Below are 20,122 nucleotides of genomic sequence, written 5' to 3' on the forward strand. Positions count from 1 at the left end.
AATGCTGGTCACAACCCAAACAGCAGGAGAGTCCACCCCGCTGAGGCGGGGAACCCGGCCCGGGACTCCCTGCCCGCCGCGGCGGGGCCGAGTGAGGCACATCACCCCGGAGGCTCGCCGGATGTGGTCAGCCCGACGCCTTGCCAAACTGCCCCGCCGTCCTTCCAAAGGCCAATCGGAGGGAACCTTGGAGTACCAATCAGGGCGGTTCGGAAAGCCATTGGGGGAGAAATTCAGAGCCCGGCCCCCCTGAGGGGGCCGGGCTCCGAGGGGGGGTGGGGGGCTCAGCAGCCGTTCTGGAACGGCTTGGCGGCGAAGCGGTCGCGGAAGAAGTTCAGGACGTCTCCGGCGGCGCCGTACATCGTGGTGGCGTGCTCGGTCGGGTAGGCGATGTTGTACCGGTTCTGGATACCCGTCTGGCAGTAGGTCTTGTGCAGGGCGTCCATGGGCTCGTGCGGGAGGATCTCCTCGGCCCAGCCTCGGTAGAGGAAGACGGGGAAGCCGACCTTGTACTTGGCGGCGGAGGCGGGGCCGCCGACGTCGACGCCGAGGTTGAGGCTGTCGGCGATCTGGCCCCAGGTCTGGCCGCCCGGTCCCTTGATCGCGTACAGCTGCTCGAGGCTGAGCTTGTCGGTGGTGAAGTTCTCGACCTTGGCGCCCGCGAAGATCGCGAGGGTGCCGACGAGGCAGTTGCTCTTGACGTCCTTCTCGGCCTTGCGGCCCGCGTCGTTCATCAGCTCGTCGAAGGGCATCTCGGGGTACTGGGCCTTGAGCCCGATCAGGGTGTCGGCCAGGAACCCGGCGAACAGGCTGCCGTTGAGCTGCTTGGCGGCGGCCTTCAGATGGGCCGGGATGCCCCCGGCGGTCGCGCCGACGACGTTGAGATCGGGGGCGTAGGACGCGGCGAGCTGCGCGGCCCAGCCGGAGGTGTTGGCCCCCTCGGAGTAGCCGGACAGACCGACCCTGCCGTCGGCCGGGACCCCGGCGCCGGGGATCTTGCGGGCGGCGCGCACCACGTCCAGCGAGGCGGGGCCGTTGGCCTTGCCGTTGACGTAGTAGTGCGTCTGGCCGTCGAGATAGCCGACGCCGTCGGTGGCCGCCAGGGCCCAGCCCTCGTTGAGGAAGCCGGACAGGTTCGGGGCCTCGAACTGGTCCTGGAACCCCGTGGTCATCTGCTTGGACAGCGAGCAGGCCGACCCCGAGCCATGGGTGAACGGCGCGTAGGACAGCGTCGGGCGCGCGCCGCCCTTCGTCCAGGCGGCCTCCGGCACCGCGACGGTCCCGGACGCGGCGACCTTGGTGCCCTTGGCGTCGGTGGTCACGTACTGGACCTTCCACGCCTTCAACGCCGGAGCGTTCGGGATATAGGTCAGCTTGGTCGGCGCGCACGCCAGGACGTCCCCCGGGTTCCCGGTAACGGTCGCGGGGGGCTTGTAGATGTCGGCGTCGCTCGCCGTGCAGGCGATCGCGCCCGCCAGGGCGGCACCGCCCCCGACCAGCGGCGTCACGGCCACCGCGGTGCCGACACTCAGTGCGGCGAACACACTGGTGATCCTCACAAGTGCCTCCCGGACACATCTGGAACAGGCGGGACGGTACGAGAACGTCACTGTGACAGAGGGCACACGCCGAAATACATGCCGTCCGGTACGAAAAATCACCGGAGAAGGAAGCGCTCACTGACAAAAACGCCGCCGGTCCGCATGACCATGACCGGTGGAGACGTTCGGCGTCCTGGGCGGGTCGCCGGGCACATTCAGGCCCATCAGGTCGCCCGCCACGCCGGTTGACCGTCCGGAGCGGACGGCCTAGGAACGGTGTCGCAACCAGCCGGTGAGGTCTCGCAGCGGACGTGCGCCGATCGGGAGGATCCGATCATCGGAGGGCGCGCGGGCCGGGCCGAGTGAATGCCCGAGGCCGGGATAGACCAGCAGCGTGTGGTCCCGGTGCCCGGACCGGGCGAGGCGCTCGTGCAGGAGGCGGACGGAATCGGGAGGCACGTTTCCGTCCTGCCGGCCCTGGAGGCTGAGCACCGGCATCCGCAACCGGGGCGCTCGCGCGGCGACCGACGGGAGCCCGCGGCCCGTGCCCCAGCGGCTGAGGACTCCCGTCGGCGCGAGGAGGGCGTCCACGAACGCGGGCGCGTTCGGCAGCAACTCCCGGCCGATGGCGATGCGTCCGTCCCGGTCGGTGTCGAACGCGGGGCTGACGACCGGGTCGGGGCGACCGATGTCGGTGGCGAGCATGGCGGTCCACTCCTTGGCCTGCATGCCGCCCTCGGCGCGCCAGGCGCGGCGGAGGGTGGACGGGGTGACGGTGTCGCCGTCGCGGGTGAAGCGGCGCAGGTAGGGCACCGCCACCCGTCCGACCTGGTCGAGCAGCCCGGCCCGCCAGGTGACGTTCACCCCGCCCTGGAAGATCACTCCGGCGAGCCCGGGGTGACGGGACGCGACGTCGGCCACGACGCTGCTGCCCTCGCTCCACCCGTAGAGGAACATGCGATCGGGGACGACGTGCGGGGCGACCCGCGCGTCCTCGCGGGCGGTCCGCATGACCGTCTCGACGTCGTCGCGCATCTGCCGCATCGTCAGCGTGCCGAAACGGTCGGTGGTCTGGGCCGGGCCGGTGACGTATCGCTTGTTGTAGCGCAGTACCGCGAACCCCCGGGTGGTGAGGTGCCGGGAGATGTCGCGGAAGATGTGGGAGCGGATCTCCCCGTCCTCGCCGGCGACGTTCGCGTCCAGGTCGGTCGGCCCGGCGCCGTGCACGAGAATGATCAGCGGTGCGCGGCCGGAGCGCGGATGGTCGAGCCGCACGGTGCTGGTGAAGTCGCCCAACCGGACGGAGAACCGTTCCACCGCCGTCGCGGGGGTTCCGTTGGCGAAGACGGCGGGTGCCGTCATGGCTCCGGCGAGGCCCGCCATGCCGAGCACCGCCGCGACGCGATGGGTTCTGATCATGCGGGAAGGCTAAGGTCGCGATGATCGAACGAGCGTCAACCCCCGGCGGGAAGCCGGGTGTGGCCCTCAGGGGCTACGGCTCAGAGGGCGCGGACGAACCAGGCCTCGATGGTGTCCCCGACGGTCACCAGCGCGCGGCCGTCCGGGGTGAACGCGCCGATCACGCCGGTGGGGTGGGCCCAGAGGGCACGGCCCTCGGCGTTCAGGAGCGCCGAGCCGCCGTCGGTGACGATGTAGGCGAGAGGGCCCGTGTCCGTCCAGAGGGCACGGGTCGCGCGGACGGCGTAGCGGCAGGTGGCGTCCAGCTTCAGCGGCAGATCCGCGGGGTGCGCGGGCTCGCCGGGGGTCCCCGTGCGCAGGTCGATCATCTGGGTCCCCTCCCCCACCGCGAGCAGGGCGCCGCCGTCCGGCGCGAGGGCGAGCGCGTTCACCTGGGTGAGGGACGTCGGGACGGTGGTCACCACGGCACCGCCCCCGGTGTCGCGGACGACCGCGTCGCCTTCGGGTGTCGTGTGGGCCAGCAGGTCGCCGGTCGCGTCGAGGGCCACCGGACCGGACGCCGGGACGGTGAGCAGCCTGCGGCCGGACGCCGTCTCGATGACCGCGACCGTGCCGGACTCGGTCCCGGCGGCCACGCGGCGGCCGTCGGCGCTGAAGGCGAAGCGGACCAGGCCCTGGTCCGGCGAGCCCGAGTCCACCCAGAGCTCGTCGCCGGTCGCGGCCGACCAGGCGTGCCAGCGGCCCTCCACGGCCGTCACGAGGGTACCGCCGTCCGGGCTGAGCTGCAGGTCGACGGCCTCGTCGTGGTACTCGTCCCCTTCCAGGTACCAGATCAGCGAGGCGTGGCTGAGGGTGCTCCAGCGGACGACGTCGCCGCCGTTGTGGTGCCATTCGGCGGCCGCCCCCAGAGCCAGCCAGGACAGGCCGGACGGGGCCGCCACCCCGGTCGCGCCGTGGTAGAAGTACGCGCCTTCGGCCTCGTCCTCGCCGCCGGGGCCCTCCGCGACGCGGCCCAGCTCGACATGGTCGAGGGTCCCGAGCATCCGCGTCCCGGCGAGGTCGTGGTGGGGACGCCGGTCACCGGCGGTCCATTGGGCCCACCAGTCGTCCGGCATGGGGCGCAGCTGGGCGGGCCACGCCAGCACCCGGGGCGCGACGGCGGCCAGCGCCGCGGCGTCGAGGTCGGCGAGCAGCGGGCAGGCCCGGCGCCATGCCGCCTCGGTCGGGCGGGCGTCCAGGAGGTCGTCGAGCGGGCTCATCGGGTCGCCTTCACGGGAGTATGCGGGCGTCCACGCCATGGTCGGGCGAGGCGACGATCAGGGCGCAGCCGTCGGGGGCCAGGGCCGCGGCGGTCCGCGTGCCGGGCGCGGCCACCGAGAGGACGGCGGTGGCGGAGGCCAGGTTCCAGACGGTGACGCGGTCCGGGTCGACGATCGGCACCAGGGGCTCGAAGCCGCGCCATACGGGACGCAGGTTCATCCGGTCGACCCGCCGGTCGGTCGGGAGGACGACCGGGAGCGGCCGGTCGGCGGCGTCGTCCAGGTCGAGGACGGCGGCGACAGTCTCGTCGGAGCGGGCGCCCACGACGGCGAGCGCGGCGCCGTCCGGGCTGAAGGCCAGGCCGTTCACCCAGGGGATGCGGGTGCGGCGCTCGGAGTAGGCGGCGCCCCCGATCTCCTGGACGACGACGCCTTCCAGCGACGATCTGAAGTGGTGGCGCGAGAAGGCGACGCGCGACCCGTCGGCGCTCAGCGCGACGGTGCCCTCGCCGTCCACCCGGTCCTCGAAGTCCAGGCCGTCGAAGAGCGTCCCCACGTCGTGCACGACGCGCCGGGTGGCGGTCTCCCGGACGACGACGTTGCCGGTGACCGCGCTGGCCGTGGCGAGGAAGCGGCCACCGCCGCCGACCGCGGCCTGGGCGAGGGCCGGGCCGTCCGGGCTGCCGCCCATGGTCATCATCAGCGGGTTCCAGGGCTCGGCGGGCGCGTCGAGCGACCAGCGCAGGCCGGAGTTCCCCGTGCCCATGGCCGTCAGCGCCGAACCGTCCGGATCGAAGACCAGGTCGAGGAACAGGCGGCAGCCCGGGGTGGGCAGGCGGGTCACCTCGCCCTCGGCGAACAGCAGCACCTCGGTGCACCGGTGGAACCAGGGCGCGGACGTGGCGACCGCGACCCGGCTCAGGTCGGCCGTGGCCGCGACGGCGGTGATCCGTTCGGGGACGGGAGAGCGCGCGGGGAGAGGGTTCGCGAATTCCAGCTCTTCGGGCTTCCCGATACGCCGCACAGGCAAGGCGTCCCCTCTCGGCCCAGTTGATCAAGCGGAATGAACAGACTCTAGACATCGTCGCCCGAAATCGCAGCATTTCGTGCAGAACGGGGGGCCCATTCATCCGGTTTTCCGGGCGTCGAGGGCGGCGCCTCCGCCGGATGGTCGGCGCGCTTCTCCCGCCGCCCGGCTGACCGGCCTCAGGAGCCCGCCGCCGGAGCCTGAAGGGTGATCAGGGCCTTGGCGGCCGGGGTGATGGTGTGGATGGAACGGTTGCCCCGGCGCTGGGTGGCGATCAGCCCCGCCTCGCGCAGGACGGCGGTGTGCTGGCTGGCGGCCGCCAGGGACACTCCCGCCCGGTGGGCGATCTGGGTGGTGGTGGACGACTGGGCGGCGATGGTGGTCAGGACGACGGCGCGGGTGCGTCCCAGAAGGGCCGCCAGGGAGCGGTGAGTCGGCGTCCGGGGTGCGGACGCCAGCCAGCCGGGGTCGTGGTCGATCGGGAACACCAGAACCGGTGCTCGGCTGGGATCGCACAGGGTTATCGGCCGCCGCCAGCAGAAGAAGGACGGGAGCAATCGCAGCCCTCGGCCGTTCAGGTGCAGGACGCGCTTCACCGGATAGGGCAGGTGAAGGTCGGGCGGCGACCAGCGGGCGGCCGGATGGAGGTTGGTGAGCATTTCGTCCAGGCCCGCGTGAACGAGAACCTGCCCCCGGGTGGCGAGGTCGGTGTGCACTTGTGCCTGAATTAGCGGCCACCAGGGTTCGAGTGCGGAACGGTGATATTCACGAAGTGCGTTGACGAGGCCGTCTCGCGCCGCCGGATCGGCTATGTGAGGCGACGCCTGCGCTCTTATCTTCGCCAATCCCTCGTCCAGCGTCGGCGCCTCCGGAGTCAGGAAGTCGGGCGAGGGCCCCTGCGGCGGGGCCAGCTCCAGAAGCCGCCTGGTCGAACCGGGCAGGCGGCGGCGCACCCGGCGGCGCCAGCCGTCGAAGACCAGCGAGCCCTCTCCGTCCGCGATTTTGTGCAGGCTCAACAAGATTTCCCAAAGCGGGTCCGGATCTTTGGCGAGTCGGACGAGTCCCATATCTTCGGGAGTGAAACGGATACGCAACATCAGGCGGGCCTCCGGCAGCACGATCCTTTGCGGGAAACCGCCGGGACGCCCCGAAGATTCCACTCGCGGCCATGATCTGAAACACGGTCGCAACCGGCCCGTCGTCCGGCGGCCACAAAAAGAGAAACATATTCATATCCTTGGCGGGAAATGGCGGACGGGTGAAACCCCGCGCGGCGGACGGCGGCGGCTCCCCGGGAGCGGCGAGGTTCGTCCGGCGGCGCGGAGGCGAGCGAGGCGTAGACTCGACACGAGCGAGGGTTTCCCGACGCGGGCAGCAAGCCGGTGTCGCCCTGGTTTCCACTACATGGGCCCTCCGGCTCGGACAGGTCCGGCGCCAATGCCGCCGCAAAAGGTCACCGGTTCCGAACGCACCGCTCGACGCCAGGAGGTCGGGCTGCGCGACCCCGGCCCGCTGGTCGTCGTCGGCGGGTCGTCCCCGCCGAAGACCACGCCCCTCACCAGCCGGCGCCCGGAACCCGGCGCCCTACCGAACGCCGCCTGAGAGGGAGTACGAGATGACAGCTGACCTGGAGGGTCATATCGCGTGGGGGCCGCCGAGGCGGCCCGGGCAGAGCGGCGACCCCGCCCGGGTCACCGCCACCTTCGACCTGATGTCGGCGGTGCTGGAGGAACGCCCCCTCGAAGACGTGCTCACGCTGATCGCCTCGCACGCGCTGGCCATGGCGGGCGCCCGGCTGGCCTTCATCGCGCTGCCCGAGGAGAACGACGCCAACGTCCTGCGCATCGACCTCGCGCTCGGCCACGACAGCGACCGGATCCGCGGGCACTCGGTCCGGCGCGGCCGGTCCATGATCGGACGCGTGTTCAGCACCCGCCGGGCGCTGTCGACGCGGATCGCGGTCGACCAGACCGTCAACGGGCTGCCCGCCGGTCCCGCGCTGCTCCTCCCGTTGGAGACGGGCGAGGCCACGCGGGGCGTGCTGGCCGTCATCGGCCGCCCGGGCGACCTCCCGCTCAGCGCCTCGGTCACGCGGAACCTGTCGCTGTTCGCCTCGATGGCCGCCACCCTGGTCGAACTGGCCGAGGAGCGCCGTGCCACCGACCGCATCGCATGATCGAAATACCCGGCGCGCGTGTCCCCAATCGAGCCCCCGTATTTATGTGATATCGTGATTATGTTGCGGTTCCCATAGACATTTGCACGCGCCTGTCGGGTCACTACGCCGGGCGCGTTTTTTGTTGTTCTGGATCTTCCGGATGGGCCTCGCGGCGTCCTCGGTTCGCACGGTGCGGACCGGGACCGACCCAGGAGGAAACGAACATGGCGACCGGTACGGTCAAGTGGTTCAACGGAGAAAAGGGCTTCGGCTTCATCGAGCAGGACGGCGGCGGCCCCGACGTTTTCGCTCACTATTCCAACATCGCGGCCCAGGGTTTCCGTGAGCTTCAGGAAGGCCAGAAGGTCTCGTTCGACGTGACCCAGGGCCAGAAGGGCCTGCAGGCGGAGAACATCGTCCCCGCCTGATCCAAGGACTCTGACGGCGCCCCCGGTGAGCACGACCCGGGGGCGCCGTTCTGTTTTCGATCAGCCGGCCGCCGGGGTGGCCTGGGCGGCCAGGAGCCGCCGGTAGTCGGCGTTGCGGGCCAGCAACTCGTCGTGGCCGCCCGAGTCGGCGACCCGGCCGCCGTCCAGGAACAGCACGCGGTCCGCGGAGCGGATCGTCGACAGCCGGTGCGCGATGGTGATCATCGTGTGCCGGGCCCTGACCCGCGCCACGGCCCGCTGGACGGCCCGCTCGTTCTCGGTGTCGAGGCTGGAGACGGCCTCGTCCATCACGATGACCGGGGCGTTGTTGATCAGCGCCCGGGCGATGGCGACGCGCTGGCGCTGCCCGCCCGACAGCTGGGCGCCGCGCTCGCCGCAGAGCGTGTCATAGCCCTCGGGCAGCGCGCTGACGAAGTCGTGCGCGACGGCCTGGCGCGCGGCGGCCTCGACCTCCTCGTCGGTCGCCTCCGGCCGGGCCAGCCGGATGTTGTCCCGCACCGAGACGTTGAACAGGTACACCTCCTGCGGGACGAGCGTCACGGTGTCGCGCAGCGTGGCCAGCGGCAGGTCCCGCAGGTCGTGGCCGCCGATCCGGACGCGGCCCGAGGTCGTGTCCCAGAACCGCAGCAGCAGGTTGGCGCAGGTCGTCTTGCCCGCGCCCGAGCTGCCGACCAGCGCGACGGTCTCACCGGGACCGACGGTGAAGTCGACCCCCTTCAGCACCTCGGGGCCGTCCTCGGTGTAGCGGAACCGGACGTCCTCGAACCGGACGGACGGCTCGAACGGCTCCTTCGGGGCGTCCGCGCCGGAGTCGGTGATCTGCGCCGGGTAGTTGATGATCGTCAGCACCCGTCCGGCCGCCGCGCGGACCTCGCCGAGCGTGCGGGCGGTGGCCGAGACCGTGGCGATCGGGACCAGCGAGGCGACGCCGAGCACGATCAGCGGCGGCAGCCAGGCCGCGTCCAGGCCGCCCGAGGTCACCTGGCGGGACGCCACCAGTGGCACCAGGATGACGCCGAGCGACAGCAGCAGGTCGGTGGCCGTCTGCTCCAGCCCGGAGCGGCGCGCGTAGGCGGCGCCGTGGCGGTGCGCCACGCGGGTGCGCGCGGTCAGCCGCGAGAGGTACCAGCCGCCGCGCCCGAAGACGACCAGCTCGCGCAGGCCCTGGACGCCGTCCAGGGCCTCGGCGTTGAGCGCGCCCAGCTCGCCGCGCAGGGCGCGGCCCTGCGCGGCGGCCCGCCTGGCCAGCACGAACGGCACGATCGCCACGGCGACCATGAGCGCGGCCGTGACCAACGCCGTCCGCCAGTCGAAGACCGCGATGACGGTCAGCGACGCCAGCGAGACCAGGACCGCCCCGAGGTAGTCGCCCGCGGTGTGGGCGAAGAACATCTCGGTCGTCTCCACGTCGGCCATGGCCGAGGAGGTGAGGTCGCCGGTGCGCTTGCCGAGGATCTTGCCGGGGGTCGCGCGCTCCAGCCCGTCGTAGAGCCGGATCCGCATCTCGGCGAGGATCCGGAAGGCCCAGTCGTGCCCGATGTGCGACTGCCACCAGGCCGCGACGGCGGTGAGCAGGGCGGCGGCGCCCAGCGACCAGATCTGCGTGGTCAGCTCCCCGGCCGGACGGCCGGTGAGCACCGCGCCGACCAGCCAGGCGCCCAGCGCGGACGAGGTGATCGCGAGCCCGGAGAACAGGATGCCGGAGAGCACCACGAGGAAGAACGCGACCGGGCTTTCCAGCAGGTAGGGCAGGAGGCCCCGCAGGGGGCGCGGATAGGTGCCGGACGGCCCGTGCTCGCCGGCACCGGCCGGTCCGTGGGCGTGCGAGTGGCTCATTGGACGGCTCCCGTGAGGTCTTCCTGTGCGGCGACGAGCCGGGCGTAGGCGCCGTTGCGCGCGCGCAGCTCGTCGTGGGTCCCGATCTCGGCGATCTCGCCGTCGCTCAGCACGACGATGCGGTCGGCGTCCCGGATGGTGGACAGGCGGTGCGCGATGACCAGCGTGGTCCGGTTCGCGGTGACGGTCCGGAGGGTCTCCTGGATGGCCGCTTCGGTGGCGGCGTCGACGCTGGAGGTGGCCTCGTCCAGCACCAGGACGGGCGCGTCCTTGAGCAGCGCCCGGGCGATGGCGATGCGCTGGCGCTGCCCGCCGGACAGGCGCTGGCCGCGCTCCCCGGCCTCCACGTCGAGCGCCACGTCCGCGAGCCCCGCCGCGTCGGCCGCCGCCCGGATGCCGGCGCGACTGGCCTCGGACGAGCCGAACGCGACGTTGTCCTCGACCGTCCCGTGGAAGAGGTAGGTGTCCTGCGCGACGAACCCGATCATCGACCGGAGGGTCTGGCTGGGGATCTCGCGCAGGTCGCGGCCGCCGAGCGTGATCCGTCCCGAGGCCGGGTCCATGAACCGCAGGAGCAGCGCGGCCAGGGTGCTCTTGCCCGAGCCCGACTCGCCGACCACGGCGACCGTCTCACCGGGCCGCAGCTCGAACGTGACCGACCGCAGGGCCGGGCGTTCGCGTCCGGGGTACCGGAACGTCACGTCGTCGAAGGCCACGGAGGCGGACAGGACGGCCGGTCCGCCGGGCACCGCGGGCGCGGGTTCCGCGGCGGTCAGCAGCTCTTCGACCCCCTCGACGGCGCTGACGGCGTTCATGCCGTCGTGGGCGTAGCGGCCGAGGTCGTCCAGGGGACGGAACGCCTCGGGGATCAGGAACACCATGCTGAGCAGGGCGTACGCGCTGATGTCGCCGTCGGGGTAGAGGGTCACGGCGTAGCCGGTGGCGGCGGCCGCGGCGCCCAGCGTCCCGAGCTTCTGGATGCCGAGCTGCATGAGGCTGATCTTGAGCTGGTCCATGACCACGCGCCGCAGGCGGTGGGCCCGGTCGGCCACCAGCGTCCGGCGGCGGGCGGTGGCGTTGAACGCCTTCAGCGTCGGCAGGCCCTGGACGGTGTCGACGAACTCGGCGTCGGTCTCGCCGATCGCCTCCCACACCTCCCCGCTGCGCCGGGCGAACACGGCCCGCCAGGCCATCGCGCCCAGAATCGCCACCAGCCCGCCGGCCAGCACGATCGCGGCCAGCCACGGGTCGACGGTCACCAGGAAGATCAGCACTGCCAGCGGCCCGACCAGCGCGTTGACCAGGGCCGGAAGGTAGCGGCCGAAGTAGGACTCCATCGCCTCGACGCCGTCGACCAGCGCCGACCTGACCTCGCCGCTGCGCTTGAGGAGCAGATACCCCGGCCCCAGCGCGAGCAGCCGTTCGTACAGCCGCACCCGGAGCCGTTCCTTGGTCACGCCCGCCGTCCGGTGGGCGGCGATCTCGGCGAGCCAGAGCAGCGCGGCCCTGAGCACCACCGCGACGGCCAGCCAGACGAATTCCTCCGTCGGCGTGCGGCCGTCGATCGCGACCGACACCGCGTGCGCCAGCAGCAGCGCCTGCGCGATCCGGGTGGCGGTGATCGCGAGGGCGAGGAACGTCCCGGCCGCGATGTGGCGGCTCACCTCGCGTGCCAGCGAGAGCAGCCGCCGATGAAGCAGCACCATGCCCTTCCCCCTCATCCTGGAGTTAATGACTGGCGGTCAGTCATTAGTGAAAACGATTATCACGTGACTCGGGAGTAAGGCAAGGGTGCCCTAAGCTGACGGGGTGCGGCCACGAACCAAGCCACCCGAGCAACGGCGGGCCGACCTGCTGGACGCCGCCGAGCGCATCGCGCTCGACAAGGGCGTCGAGGGCATCACGGTCGACGAGGTCACCGCCGGGGCGGGCGTCTCGAAGGGCAGCTTCTACCTGCACTTCCGCTCCAAGGACCATGTCCTGGACGCCCTGCGTGAACGCTATGTCGAGCGCTTCCTGGCCCGCCAGGCCGCCGCCGTGGCGGGCGCCGCCGGCGCCGACCCGGACGACTGGGCCGGACGCGTCGAGGCGTGGGCCGTGGCGGGCATCGAGGACTACGTCGAAGACCCGCGCCTGCACGACGTCGTCTTCCGCCACTCACAGCCGCCGCCGCGGATCGACCCGGAGCAGCCCACCCCGATCATCGAACTCCAGGCCCTGCTGGAGGAGGCGGTGGCCGCGGGCGCCCTCGCGATCCGCGACCCGCACGCGACGGCCGTGGTCATCTACCACGCCGTGCACGGCACCTCGGACCATCTGATCCACGCCGGCGACCCCACCGCCCCCGAGCGGCTCATCGCGGAGGTCCGCCGCCTCTGCCGGGCCCTGCTGGACGCCTGAAGGTCAGCGGGGGAAGCCGGGGACGGCGCGCGACCAGGCGTCCAGCAGCCGAGCCGCCGAGCCGCCCACGGGACCCACGGCGTCGCGCAGCACCGCGGCGCTCGGCAGGCGGGCCGAGGCGACGGCCCGCTCCACCTCGGCGACCTGGCCGACCGTCGAGGAACAGACCGCCAGCAGGTAATGGGGGACGGTGAGCGCCGGGTCGACGCACCCGACCACCGGCGTCCCGACTGCGGCGATCATGGGGAAGACCGTGCCGGGGATGCCGACGGCCGCCTCCGCCCGCGCCGCGGCCTGGATCGACGGCACCGCACTGATCTCGTACCGCTCCCAGAGCCGGCGGTCCTCGCGCGGATGGAGCCCCACCAGCACGCGACGGCCCGAGGACTGGAGTCTTTCGGCCGCCGCCAGCAGCAGTTCCGTCCCGGGAGCCGAGCCTCCGGTGCCGTCAGGACGCGTCACGCTGGTGAGGACGAGCACGAGCCCCGCCTCGGGCCTGCGCACGGGCAGGTCGTCGGTCTGCGGCGACCCCACGATCCGGACCCGGCGGTGGATGCCCAGGTACCCCGCGAACGCGCGCCCCTCGGCAGGGGACGACGAGGTCACCGCGCGCAGCCGCCACCGCAGCCGCCATGCCTCCGGCGCCTCCTTGGGGCCCAGATAGGCCAGCGAACTGGCCACGACGGGCAGCCGCCCGAACCGGGCCGCGCACTTCAGCGGCCAGTCCCCGGCGCCGGTCACGACCAGCAGGTCGGCGCGCGGGGCGTCCTCCGGCGTGCTCACGGGGACCGGGTCGCCGGGCTTGATCTGCGCGAGGTCCGGGACGAGCTGGGTCAGGCGCCACCCGCGCCGCGCGGCCTCGGCCAGCAGCGGTTTGACGTGGTAGGTCCCCCACGGCTCGTTCGTCGCGACCAGGACCCGCAGCCGCCGCCCGCTCGGCGCGGCCACCGCCGTGCCGCCGCCCAGCCCGAGCGCTCCGGCCGTCCCCGCGAGCCCCGCCAGCGCCGCCCGGCGCGAAAGTCGATCTTTCTCCATCAGTGCACCGTACGGTCCCGCCCCTGCTCAAAAGTGAACGTTTCACGACGTTCAGGAGGAAATCAGTCGTTCCGCCGCGAACCGGGCGCCGTCCGGGCGGATCTCGGCGGCGACGATCCGTGCGCGGGCCGCCGTGCCCGGGTCGAGCGCGGCCGTGAGGGCCGCCGTCAGGGATTCGGTGGTCGGCGGGACGGGCGCGTGGGCGGCGCCGATGCCGAGTTCTCCGACGCGCCGCGCCCAGTAGTGCTGGTCGAACGTCTGCGGGATGACGACCTGGGGCGCCCCGGCCCGGGCGGCCGTCGTCGTCGTGCCGGAGCCACCGTGGTGGACGGCGGCGGCGACCCGCTGGAACAGCGCCTGCTGGTTGATCTCGCCGATGGACGCGCAGTCGGGCCCTTCGTCCACCGGGGCGAGGTCCGTCCATCCGCGCAGGACGAGCGCGCGGCGGCCGAGGGCGCGGGCCGAGTCGACCATCACCCGGGCGAGGCCCTCGGGGGCGCGGACGCTGCCGAAACCGAAATAGACCGGCGGCTCCCCGGCGTCCAGGAATTCCTGGATTTCCGGCGGCAGCGGACGCTCGTCCCGCATTATCCAGGCGCCCGTTTGCAGGACGTCCTGATCGCTCGAACCGGGCCAGGGGCCGAGCGTCGGATCGGCGGCCAGCCACGGCCGGCCGGTGAATACATGGCCCCGAACATCGGCGACCGGCGCCATTGCCGCCGCCTCGCGATGGAAATTGAGGGCGTCGCCCCACATGGCGTTCCAGCGTTGGGCGTCCTCGGCCCATTGAGCGGTGTGGCCGACCGCTTCGGCCGACGGCGTCCACCCCGCATGCGGAGGCGGCGCGTGGTGCGGCGACGGCAGGGTGATCGGGCAGTAGCTCGCATGGACGTAGGGGATCCCCGCCCGCTCGGCGACGGAACGGGCCGCGAGCAGCAGGTATCCGCCCGCGACAAGCACATCGCACCCCTCGGCCGCCGCCGGAAGGACGTCGAACTGGGTGCCGACCGTCCCCCGCGCCAGCTGGACCAACTGCTCCGGCGTCGGCCGTGCCCGCCCGGCCGACGCCGTCCCCCGCAGTTCGGGCCCGATGGGAACCACGGGAATTTCGAGACCCTCGATCCATTCACGGAAATCCGGCGGGACGCACAGCCGGGCGTCCTGGCCGAGTTCCCGAAGCTCCAGCGCCAAGGCCACCAATGGCTGAACGTCCCCGCGCGAACCGATACTCGCCAGCAATGCCCGCATTCGAATTACCCCCCCAACTGACGACACTTACGGCACCGATTGTGAACCGTCACCGGGGTCTTGCCGCAAGCCCCCCTCTCCGCTATAACTTGAAAATGGAGGGGAAGCCGAGCCACCCCCCGGGCACGCCCCGGCGGTGAGCCGGGTCAGCGAGGCCCGCCAGTCACGGAGTGATCATCGTGATGCCCGGGGTGTCCATCGCGGCCAGGGCGGCAGGGGTCTCGGCCAGGGCGATGGTGCGGGTCACGAGGCGATCGGGGGTGAGGGCCCCGGACCTGACCATGGCCATCATGGGCGCGTAGGCGTGGGCGGGCATGCCGTGGCTGCCGAGGATCTCCAGCTCCCAGGCGATGACCAGCTCCATGGGCAGGTCGGCGCGGCCCGCGGCGGGCGGGAGCAGGCCCACCTGCACATGACGGCCGCGTCGCCGGAGGCAGGCGACCGAGGCGCGGGCGGTGGACGGGCTGCCGAGCGCGTCCAGGGAGACGTGGGCGCCGCCGCCGGTCGCGTCGCGGATCGCGGCGGGAACGTCGTCGAGCGCCGCGGCGTCCAGCACGGCGGACGCGCCGAGGTCGGCGGCCAGGGCCAGGGCGTCCGGTGAGACGTCGACGGCGACGACCCGGGCACCGGCCGCCACGGCGATCATGATCGCGGACAGGCCGACACCGCCGCAGCCGTGGACGGCGACCCACTCCCCGGGGGCGGTCCTGCCCTGGGCGAGGACGGCGCGGAACGCGGTCGCGAACCGGCAGCCGAGGCTCGCGGCGGTCGCGTACGAGACGCTCTCGGGCAGCGGGACGAGGTTGACGTCCGCGTTCTCGATGACGACGTACTCCGCGAACGAGCCCCAGTGGGTGAAGCCGGGCTGGGTCTGCCTCTCGCAGACCTGCTGGTCGCCCGCCAGGCACGAGGGGCACCGGCCGCACGCGCAGATGAAGGGAACGGTCACCCGGTCGCCGGGTTTCCAGCCGGCCGTGCCGGACTCCGCGATCGTCCCGGCGAGTTCGTGGCCGGGGACGTGCGGGAACGTCCGGATGTCCGCGTCGTGCCCCTGCCACCCGTGCCAGTCGCTGCGGCACAGGCCGGTGGCCGCCACCCGGATCACCACGCCCCCGGGTGGCGCGGACGGGTCGGGGACGTCCCTGACCTGGAGCGGCCCGCCGAAAGAGTCGTACACCACTGCCCTCATCGTTTCCTCCCCGCGATCAAGGCGGAGCCTAGCCGCCGTTGACGTCCGCGCCGGAGGCTCGTACAGTACCAAGTAGTTCCGGAACTTGGAGGTTCTGAATGTCGAGGGACACGCTCAGCGCGGCCTTCGCGGCGCTCGCCGACCCGACGCGGCGGGCGATCCTCGACCGCCTGCTGCGCGGCGAGGCGTCGGTGACCGAGCTGGCCGAGCCGTTCGCGATGACCCCGCGCGCGGTGTCCAAGCACGTGGCCGTGCTGGAGGCGGCCGGGCTCGTGACCCGCGGACGGGACGCGCAGCGCAGGCCGAGCCGGATACGGGCCGAGCCGCTGGCCGACATCGACGCCTGGCTCCGCTCCTACCGGCGGCTCTGGGAGGAGCGCTTCGACCGCCTCGACGCACGGCTCGCCGAACAGCAGGACGAGGAGAACGGGAGCAAGTGATGAAGGACGACACACACACCATCGCGGTGACCCGCGTATTCGACGCGCCGCGCGACCTGGTCTTCCGCAACTGGGTGCGGGCGGAGGACGTCGCCGCCTGGTTCGCGCCCGACGGGTACACGGTCACGCGCAGCGAGCTGGACGCCCGCCCGGGCGGGAACTGGGTCGTGGAATACCGCTCCCCCGATGGGGAGACCTACCGCGAGTACGGCGAGTTCCGCGAGGTCGTGGACCCCGAACGGCTCGTCTTCACCCTGAAGCACCGGGGCCCGCGGGCGAGGACGGCCCCGACACCGTGGTGACGGTCGGCCTCGCCGAGCACGGGACCAAGACCGAGATGACCTTCGAGCAGTCGGGCTTCGGCTCCGCCGCCGTCCGCGACGGGAACTCCGAGGGCTGGCGCGAATGCTTCGCCAAGCTCGACGCCCACCTGGCACACGAGGAGGAGCGATGAACGCCGAGCAGGAGATCCGCCGCGAGTTCGACGAATGGTTCAGGGACGCCGCGGCCCGGGACCTGGACGCCATGATGACGAAGATCGCCGACAACGCGGTCTCCTACGAGCACGAGATCCCGCTCGCCTATACGGGAGTCGAGGCCATCCGCGAGGTATGCGCCAACGGGCTCGCCGCCGCCAAGGGGGCGTTCCGCTGGGACGTCCCCGACCTGGAGGTCGTCGTCCGCGACGACATCGCCGTCACCTGGGGCCTCAACCGCATGGTGGCGCGGGAACCGGGCCGCGAGCCGGTCGAGACCTGGTCGCGCGGCACGCGCGTCTTCCAGCGCACCGGCGACGGCTGGAAGATGATCCACCAGCATGTCTCGTTCCCGTATGACCCCGAGACGGGCCAGGCGAAACTCACCGCCTGAGGGGTGATCGGCGATTGTCGGCGACGGCCGTTACGGTGGGGCGCCGTGAGCGACGAAGGCTCCGCGTTGGCGGACGAGGACGTCCTGGTGCTCCCGGCCGCGCTGCGCCGCCATCTGCACCCGCGCCGAGGCGGGTCGCCCGGGGTGGGCGTCCGGCTCGACAGGAGCGCGGCCGCGCGAACGCGCGCGCTGGCGCGGGAGGCATGGCCCGACGCCGCGACGCTGCCGGCCGTGATCGACGCCGAGGCCCGGTGGCGCGACGGCGCGGTGCGCCACCTCGCGGGCGAGGACGACCCGGCGGGGGCCGCCGGGCTCGCGCTGGCCACCTGGGCCCGGCCGAGGGCCGCCGTCGAGGTCGAGCACGACCATCGCGTGTGGCCGGACGACGACCACCAGTGCACGCTGGTCGACGCCTGGGTCGGCGAGCGCGGCGCGGCCTTCGCCGCGTGCGCGCTGGTCGAGCTGAGCACGCTCCTGGCCGAGGTGCCGGGCGGTCCCGGGTCGCGCTTCCGCCTTCTGGACGGCGCTTCCCTCCACCTCGGCCGCAAGGCCGCCAAGCGCATGCGCACGTTACTGGCCGCGGCGAGCGAGGAGGTCTACCAGGAGGCCGTCGAGCGGCTCGGCGCGCACCGGAGGGACGCGCCGCGCGAGGTCGTCGTGTCCTACCTCGTCCCGACCGAGCTCGGCTGGATCGACGACCGGGCCGTCCACGAGGACTGGGCCGCGACCTGGTGGCTGCGACGCCACACCGTCAGCACCCCGGCGCACCTCGCCGGGAAGAATCCGCTCGACTTCTACGACGGCATCGCAAGCGTGGCCGTGACCCTCGCCGACGCCGCCGGGGTCCACGCCCTCCCCCTGCTCGTGGACGCCGTCGACACCGAGCGCTTCCGGCCCGCCGACACCCGGCGGTTGCTGGACGTCATCGCCGTGATCCCCGCCGACGCGGCGTTCCAGGCCCTGGTCGACCGCCGCGGCGACGACGACGCGATGGCCGCGCTCCTCACCGCGATGACGCGGTTCCCGGCGCGGGCGCTGCGGCTGCTGGCCGCCTCCGGCGCTTCCGGCCTGCTCGCCGACCACACGCGCGCCCATCCGGAGCTGGCGTCGCCCGTCCCGCCGGGCGAGGCGCTCGTCCCCGACGCCGCGCCGGGCGACCTGCCCCGCGTCCTGGTGGAGCCGCCCTGGACGCTCCGGCGCGAGGCGGGCGAGCCCGTCGTCATCGACGGTCTCGTGCCGCCCGCCGGCACCGTCCTCGGCTGGATACCCGGCGAGCGCGAGGCGTGGTCGGCGTACCAGAGGCCGTACTGGGCCGACCGCTTTCCACCGGACACCGACTGGGCCGACGCGATCGAGCGGGAGCGGTCCGAGCGCCGCTTCTCGATCGACCTGGCCGTGCGCGGGCCCGAGGCGCTGATCCGTCCGCTGCTCGCGGGCGGGACGGGCGACGCCGTCTGGGAGATCGACCACGCCCCCTCGCTCAAGTGCCTGGTCGGACGGTACGAGCTCGACGCGGTCGCCCTGGCGGTGACGGCCGCGCGGCGGAACCCCGCCGGGTTCGCCAGGATGCTGCTGCCCTGTCTGAACGCCGAGATCGCGGGGCTGATGGCCGAGTGGCTCGCGCGGCGCGCGACCGTCCGGCAGGCCGCCCTCGCCTGGTTCGGCCGCCACGGCGGCGGGGCCGCGCGGATGCTCGTCCCGGCCGCGCTGGGCCGGGGCGGCGAGCCGCGACGGCAGGCCGAGGGGGCGCTGCGTCTCATCGCCGACCAGGCGGGCGCCAAGGAGGTCGTCGAGGCCGCGCGGGAGTTCGGCGACGCGGCGGCCGCGGCGATCGGCGCGATGCTGGACGCCGACCCGCTGCACCTGCTGCCGTCCCGCGTCCCCGCACCGCCCGCCTGGGCGAACCCGGGGATGCTCCCGCAGATCCTGCTGCGGGGGCGCGAGCGCGCGCTGCCGCTCTCGGCCACCGCCCATGTGATCACGATGCTGGCCCTCTCGAAGCCGGGCGAGGTCTACGCCGGGGTCGAGATCGTCCGCGCGACCTGCAACCACCGCTCGCTGGCCGAGTTCGCCTGGGCGCTGTTCGAACGGTGGGAGCGGTGCGGCGGCGCGGCCCGGGACGGGTGGGCCCTCGACCAGCTCGGCTGGCTCGGCGACGACGAGACCGCGCGGTGCCTGGCCGAGCGCGTCCGCGTCTGGCCGGGTGCGGGCGGTCACGCCAAGGCGGTCCGGGGGCTGGACGCGCTGGCGGCGATCGGCACCGACATGGCGCTGATGCGGCTCAACGCCCTCACCCAGCGACTGCGGTTCAAGGGGCTCAAGACCCGCGCGAAAGACAAGATCGAAGAGATCGCGGCCCATCGGGGCCTGACGCCCGAGCGCCTGGCCGACCGGCTGGTGCCCGACTTCGGGCTCGACCCCGACGGCACCATGACGCTCGACTACGGCCCGCGCCGCTTCACCGTCGGCTTCGACCAGGGCCTCACCCCGCTGGTGATCGACGAGGACGGAGGCCGCCGCAGGACGCTCCCCCGCCCGTCCGCGAGCGACGACCCCGACCTTGCCCCGGCGGCCTACCAGCGCTTCTCCTCGATGAAGCAGGTCGCCAAGAAGACCTCGGCCGACCAGCTGCGCCGCCTGGAGTCGGCCATGGTCCAGCGGCGCCGCTGGAGCGCCCCGGAGTTCCACGACCTCTTCGTCCGGCACCCGCTGGTCTGGCACATCGCCCGGCGGCTCGTCTGGCTCACCGACGACGGCACGGCGTTCCGCATCGCCGAAGACCGCGGCTTCGCCGACGTCCACGACGCCGCCTTCACACTCCCCGGCGCCGCCTCCCTCGGCATCGCGCACCCCGCCGAGCTGGGCGGCGCGCTCGCCGCCTGGCGGCAGGTCCTGGACGACTACGAGCTCCTCCAGCCCTTCCCGCAGCTCGATCGCCCGACCTACGCCATCACCGGCGACGAGCTGCGGGAGCGGCGCATCGCCCGCTTCGACGGGTCCGAGGTGGTCGTCCGCCGCGCCTACGCGCTGCTCCGGCGGGGCTGGGCCCGCACCGACGCCGAGGGCCTGTCCCGCGACCTCGGCGACGGCTGCCGCCTGGTCGCCGATCTCGACCCGGGCCTGGTCGGCGGCCCGGAGGAACACCGCGGCCAGCGCCTGACCGGCGTCCGGCTCACCTCGTCCACGCGCCCGGCCGACCCCGTCCTGGTCTCGGAGGCCCTGACCGACCTCGGCTCGCTGATCCCCTGAAG

Annotated in this window: 19 protein-coding genes; 9 read left to right on the forward strand and 10 right to left on the reverse strand. The window is 73.0% G+C overall.

Annotation, left to right across the window (positions count from 1 at the left end):
* Positions 1-284: 284 nt before the first annotated feature.
* The 5 genes from ACQPY4_RS39820 to ACQPY4_RS39840 all read right to left on the reverse strand — a co-directional run bounded on the left by ACQPY4_RS39820 (position 285) and on the right by ACQPY4_RS39840 (position 6,262).
* The gene (locus tag ACQPY4_RS39820; RefSeq protein WP_433330236.1) at positions 285-1,559 is read right to left on the reverse strand and encodes a lipase family protein; all 1,275 of its coding nucleotides are present in this window, start codon (positions 1,557-1,559) and stop codon (positions 285-287) included.
* 249 nt (positions 1,560-1,808) lie between these two features.
* Positions 1,809-2,960, reverse strand: a complete 1,152-nt coding sequence (locus ACQPY4_RS39825) for an alpha/beta hydrolase family protein (protein ID WP_433330238.1) — start codon at positions 2,958-2,960, stop codon at positions 1,809-1,811.
* An 80-nt stretch (positions 2,961-3,040) separates the two neighbouring features.
* The gene (locus tag ACQPY4_RS39830) at positions 3,041-4,219 is read right to left on the reverse strand and encodes a WD40 repeat domain-containing protein (protein WP_433330240.1); all 1,179 of its coding nucleotides are present in this window, start codon (positions 4,217-4,219) and stop codon (positions 3,041-3,043) included.
* A gap of 10 nt (positions 4,220-4,229) precedes the next feature.
* A complete protein-coding gene (locus ACQPY4_RS39835; protein ID WP_433330242.1) occupies positions 4,230-5,249 on the reverse strand; it encodes a hypothetical protein in 1,020 nt (339 codons plus the stop codon).
* A 176-nt stretch (positions 5,250-5,425) separates the two neighbouring features.
* A complete protein-coding gene (locus ACQPY4_RS39840) occupies positions 5,426-6,262 on the reverse strand; it encodes an ArsR/SmtB family transcription factor (protein WP_433330244.1) in 837 nt (278 codons plus the stop codon).
* 421 nt (positions 6,263-6,683) lie between these two features.
* On the opposite strand from ACQPY4_RS39840, the gene ACQPY4_RS39845 reads away from it, so the two are divergent.
* From ACQPY4_RS39845 to ACQPY4_RS39855, 3 genes are all read left to right on the forward strand, one after another.
* A complete protein-coding gene (locus ACQPY4_RS39845; RefSeq protein ID WP_433330246.1) occupies positions 6,684-6,848 on the forward strand; it encodes a hypothetical protein in 165 nt (54 codons plus the stop codon).
* A gap of 13 nt (positions 6,849-6,861) precedes the next feature.
* Positions 6,862-7,422 (forward strand): GAF domain-containing protein, encoded by a 561-nt coding sequence (locus ACQPY4_RS39850; RefSeq protein ID WP_433330248.1) that lies wholly within the window; start codon positions 6,862-6,864, stop codon positions 7,420-7,422.
* 206 nt (positions 7,423-7,628) lie between these two features.
* Positions 7,629-7,832 carry a cold-shock protein gene (locus ACQPY4_RS39855; RefSeq protein ID WP_433330250.1) on the forward strand — a complete coding sequence of 68 codons (204 nt, stop codon included), beginning with the start codon at positions 7,629-7,631 and terminating at the stop codon, positions 7,830-7,832.
* A 60-nt stretch (positions 7,833-7,892) separates the two neighbouring features.
* Here ACQPY4_RS39855 and cydC read toward each other — a convergent pair whose 3' ends face one another.
* Both cydC and ACQPY4_RS39865 read right to left on the reverse strand, forming a co-directional pair.
* Positions 7,893-9,689 (reverse strand): thiol reductant ABC exporter subunit CydC, encoded by a 1,797-nt coding sequence (gene cydC, locus ACQPY4_RS39860; protein ID WP_433330252.1) that lies wholly within the window; start codon positions 9,687-9,689, stop codon positions 7,893-7,895.
* Positions 9,686-11,395 carry an ABC transporter ATP-binding protein/permease gene (locus ACQPY4_RS39865; RefSeq protein WP_433330254.1) on the reverse strand — a complete coding sequence of 570 codons (1,710 nt, stop codon included), beginning with the start codon at positions 11,393-11,395 and terminating at the stop codon, positions 9,686-9,688. Before ACQPY4_RS39865 ends, cydC begins: the two co-directional genes overlap by 4 nt.
* Before the next feature lie 103 nt (positions 11,396-11,498).
* Between ACQPY4_RS39865 and ACQPY4_RS39870 the strand changes: the two genes are divergently transcribed.
* On the forward strand, positions 11,499-12,089 hold the full coding sequence (locus tag ACQPY4_RS39870) for a TetR/AcrR family transcriptional regulator (protein WP_433330256.1): 591 nt from the start codon (positions 11,499-11,501) through the stop codon (positions 12,087-12,089).
* 3 nt (positions 12,090-12,092) lie between these two features.
* On the opposite strand, the gene ACQPY4_RS39875 is transcribed toward ACQPY4_RS39870, so the two are convergent.
* The 3 genes from ACQPY4_RS39875 to ACQPY4_RS39885 all read right to left on the reverse strand — a co-directional run bounded on the left by ACQPY4_RS39875 (position 12,093) and on the right by ACQPY4_RS39885 (position 15,561).
* Positions 12,093-13,124 carry a hypothetical protein gene (locus ACQPY4_RS39875; RefSeq protein WP_433330258.1) on the reverse strand — a complete coding sequence of 344 codons (1,032 nt, stop codon included), beginning with the start codon at positions 13,122-13,124 and terminating at the stop codon, positions 12,093-12,095.
* A 51-nt stretch (positions 13,125-13,175) separates the two neighbouring features.
* Positions 13,176-14,321: a glycosyltransferase gene (locus ACQPY4_RS39880; protein WP_433339222.1), complete on the reverse strand. Its 1,146-nt coding sequence runs from the start codon at positions 14,319-14,321 to the stop codon at positions 13,176-13,178.
* A gap of 214 nt (positions 14,322-14,535) precedes the next feature.
* Positions 14,536-15,561: a zinc-dependent alcohol dehydrogenase family protein gene (locus tag ACQPY4_RS39885; RefSeq protein ID WP_433330260.1), complete on the reverse strand. Its 1,026-nt coding sequence runs from the start codon at positions 15,559-15,561 to the stop codon at positions 14,536-14,538.
* 98 nt (positions 15,562-15,659) lie between these two features.
* Here ACQPY4_RS39885 and ACQPY4_RS39890 point away from each other — a divergent pair, with 98 nt between their 5' ends.
* From ACQPY4_RS39890 to ACQPY4_RS39910, 5 genes are read left to right on the forward strand one after another with little or no spacing between them, the layout of a single operon-like run.
* The gene (locus ACQPY4_RS39890) at positions 15,660-16,001 is read left to right on the forward strand and encodes an ArsR/SmtB family transcription factor (RefSeq protein ID WP_433330262.1); all 342 of its coding nucleotides are present in this window, start codon (positions 15,660-15,662) and stop codon (positions 15,999-16,001) included.
* Positions 16,001-16,303 carry an SRPBCC domain-containing protein gene (locus tag ACQPY4_RS39895; protein WP_433330264.1) on the forward strand — a complete coding sequence of 101 codons (303 nt, stop codon included), beginning with the start codon at positions 16,001-16,003 and terminating at the stop codon, positions 16,301-16,303. The genes ACQPY4_RS39890 and ACQPY4_RS39895 overlap by 1 nt, the downstream gene beginning before the upstream one ends.
* Positions 16,297-16,455, forward strand: coding sequence for an SRPBCC domain-containing protein (locus tag ACQPY4_RS39900; protein WP_433330266.1), 159 nt, complete (start codon positions 16,297-16,299; stop codon positions 16,453-16,455). Before ACQPY4_RS39895 ends, ACQPY4_RS39900 begins: the two co-directional genes overlap by 7 nt.
* Entirely contained in the window at positions 16,452-16,871 is a 420-nt protein-coding gene (locus tag ACQPY4_RS39905; RefSeq protein WP_433330268.1) for a YybH family protein, read from the forward strand. The genes ACQPY4_RS39900 and ACQPY4_RS39905 overlap by 4 nt, the downstream gene beginning before the upstream one ends.
* 45 nt (positions 16,872-16,916) lie before the next feature.
* Positions 16,917-20,120 (forward strand): DUF4132 domain-containing protein, encoded by a 3,204-nt coding sequence (locus tag ACQPY4_RS39910; protein ID WP_433330270.1) that lies wholly within the window; start codon positions 16,917-16,919, stop codon positions 20,118-20,120.
* The last annotated feature ends 2 nt before the right edge of the window (positions 20,121-20,122 follow it).

Origin of the sequence: Spirillospora sp. CA-294931, from assembly GCF_050946795.1 — a bacterium.
Taxonomy (GTDB): Bacteria; Actinomycetota; Actinomycetes; order Streptosporangiales; family Streptosporangiaceae; genus Spirillospora.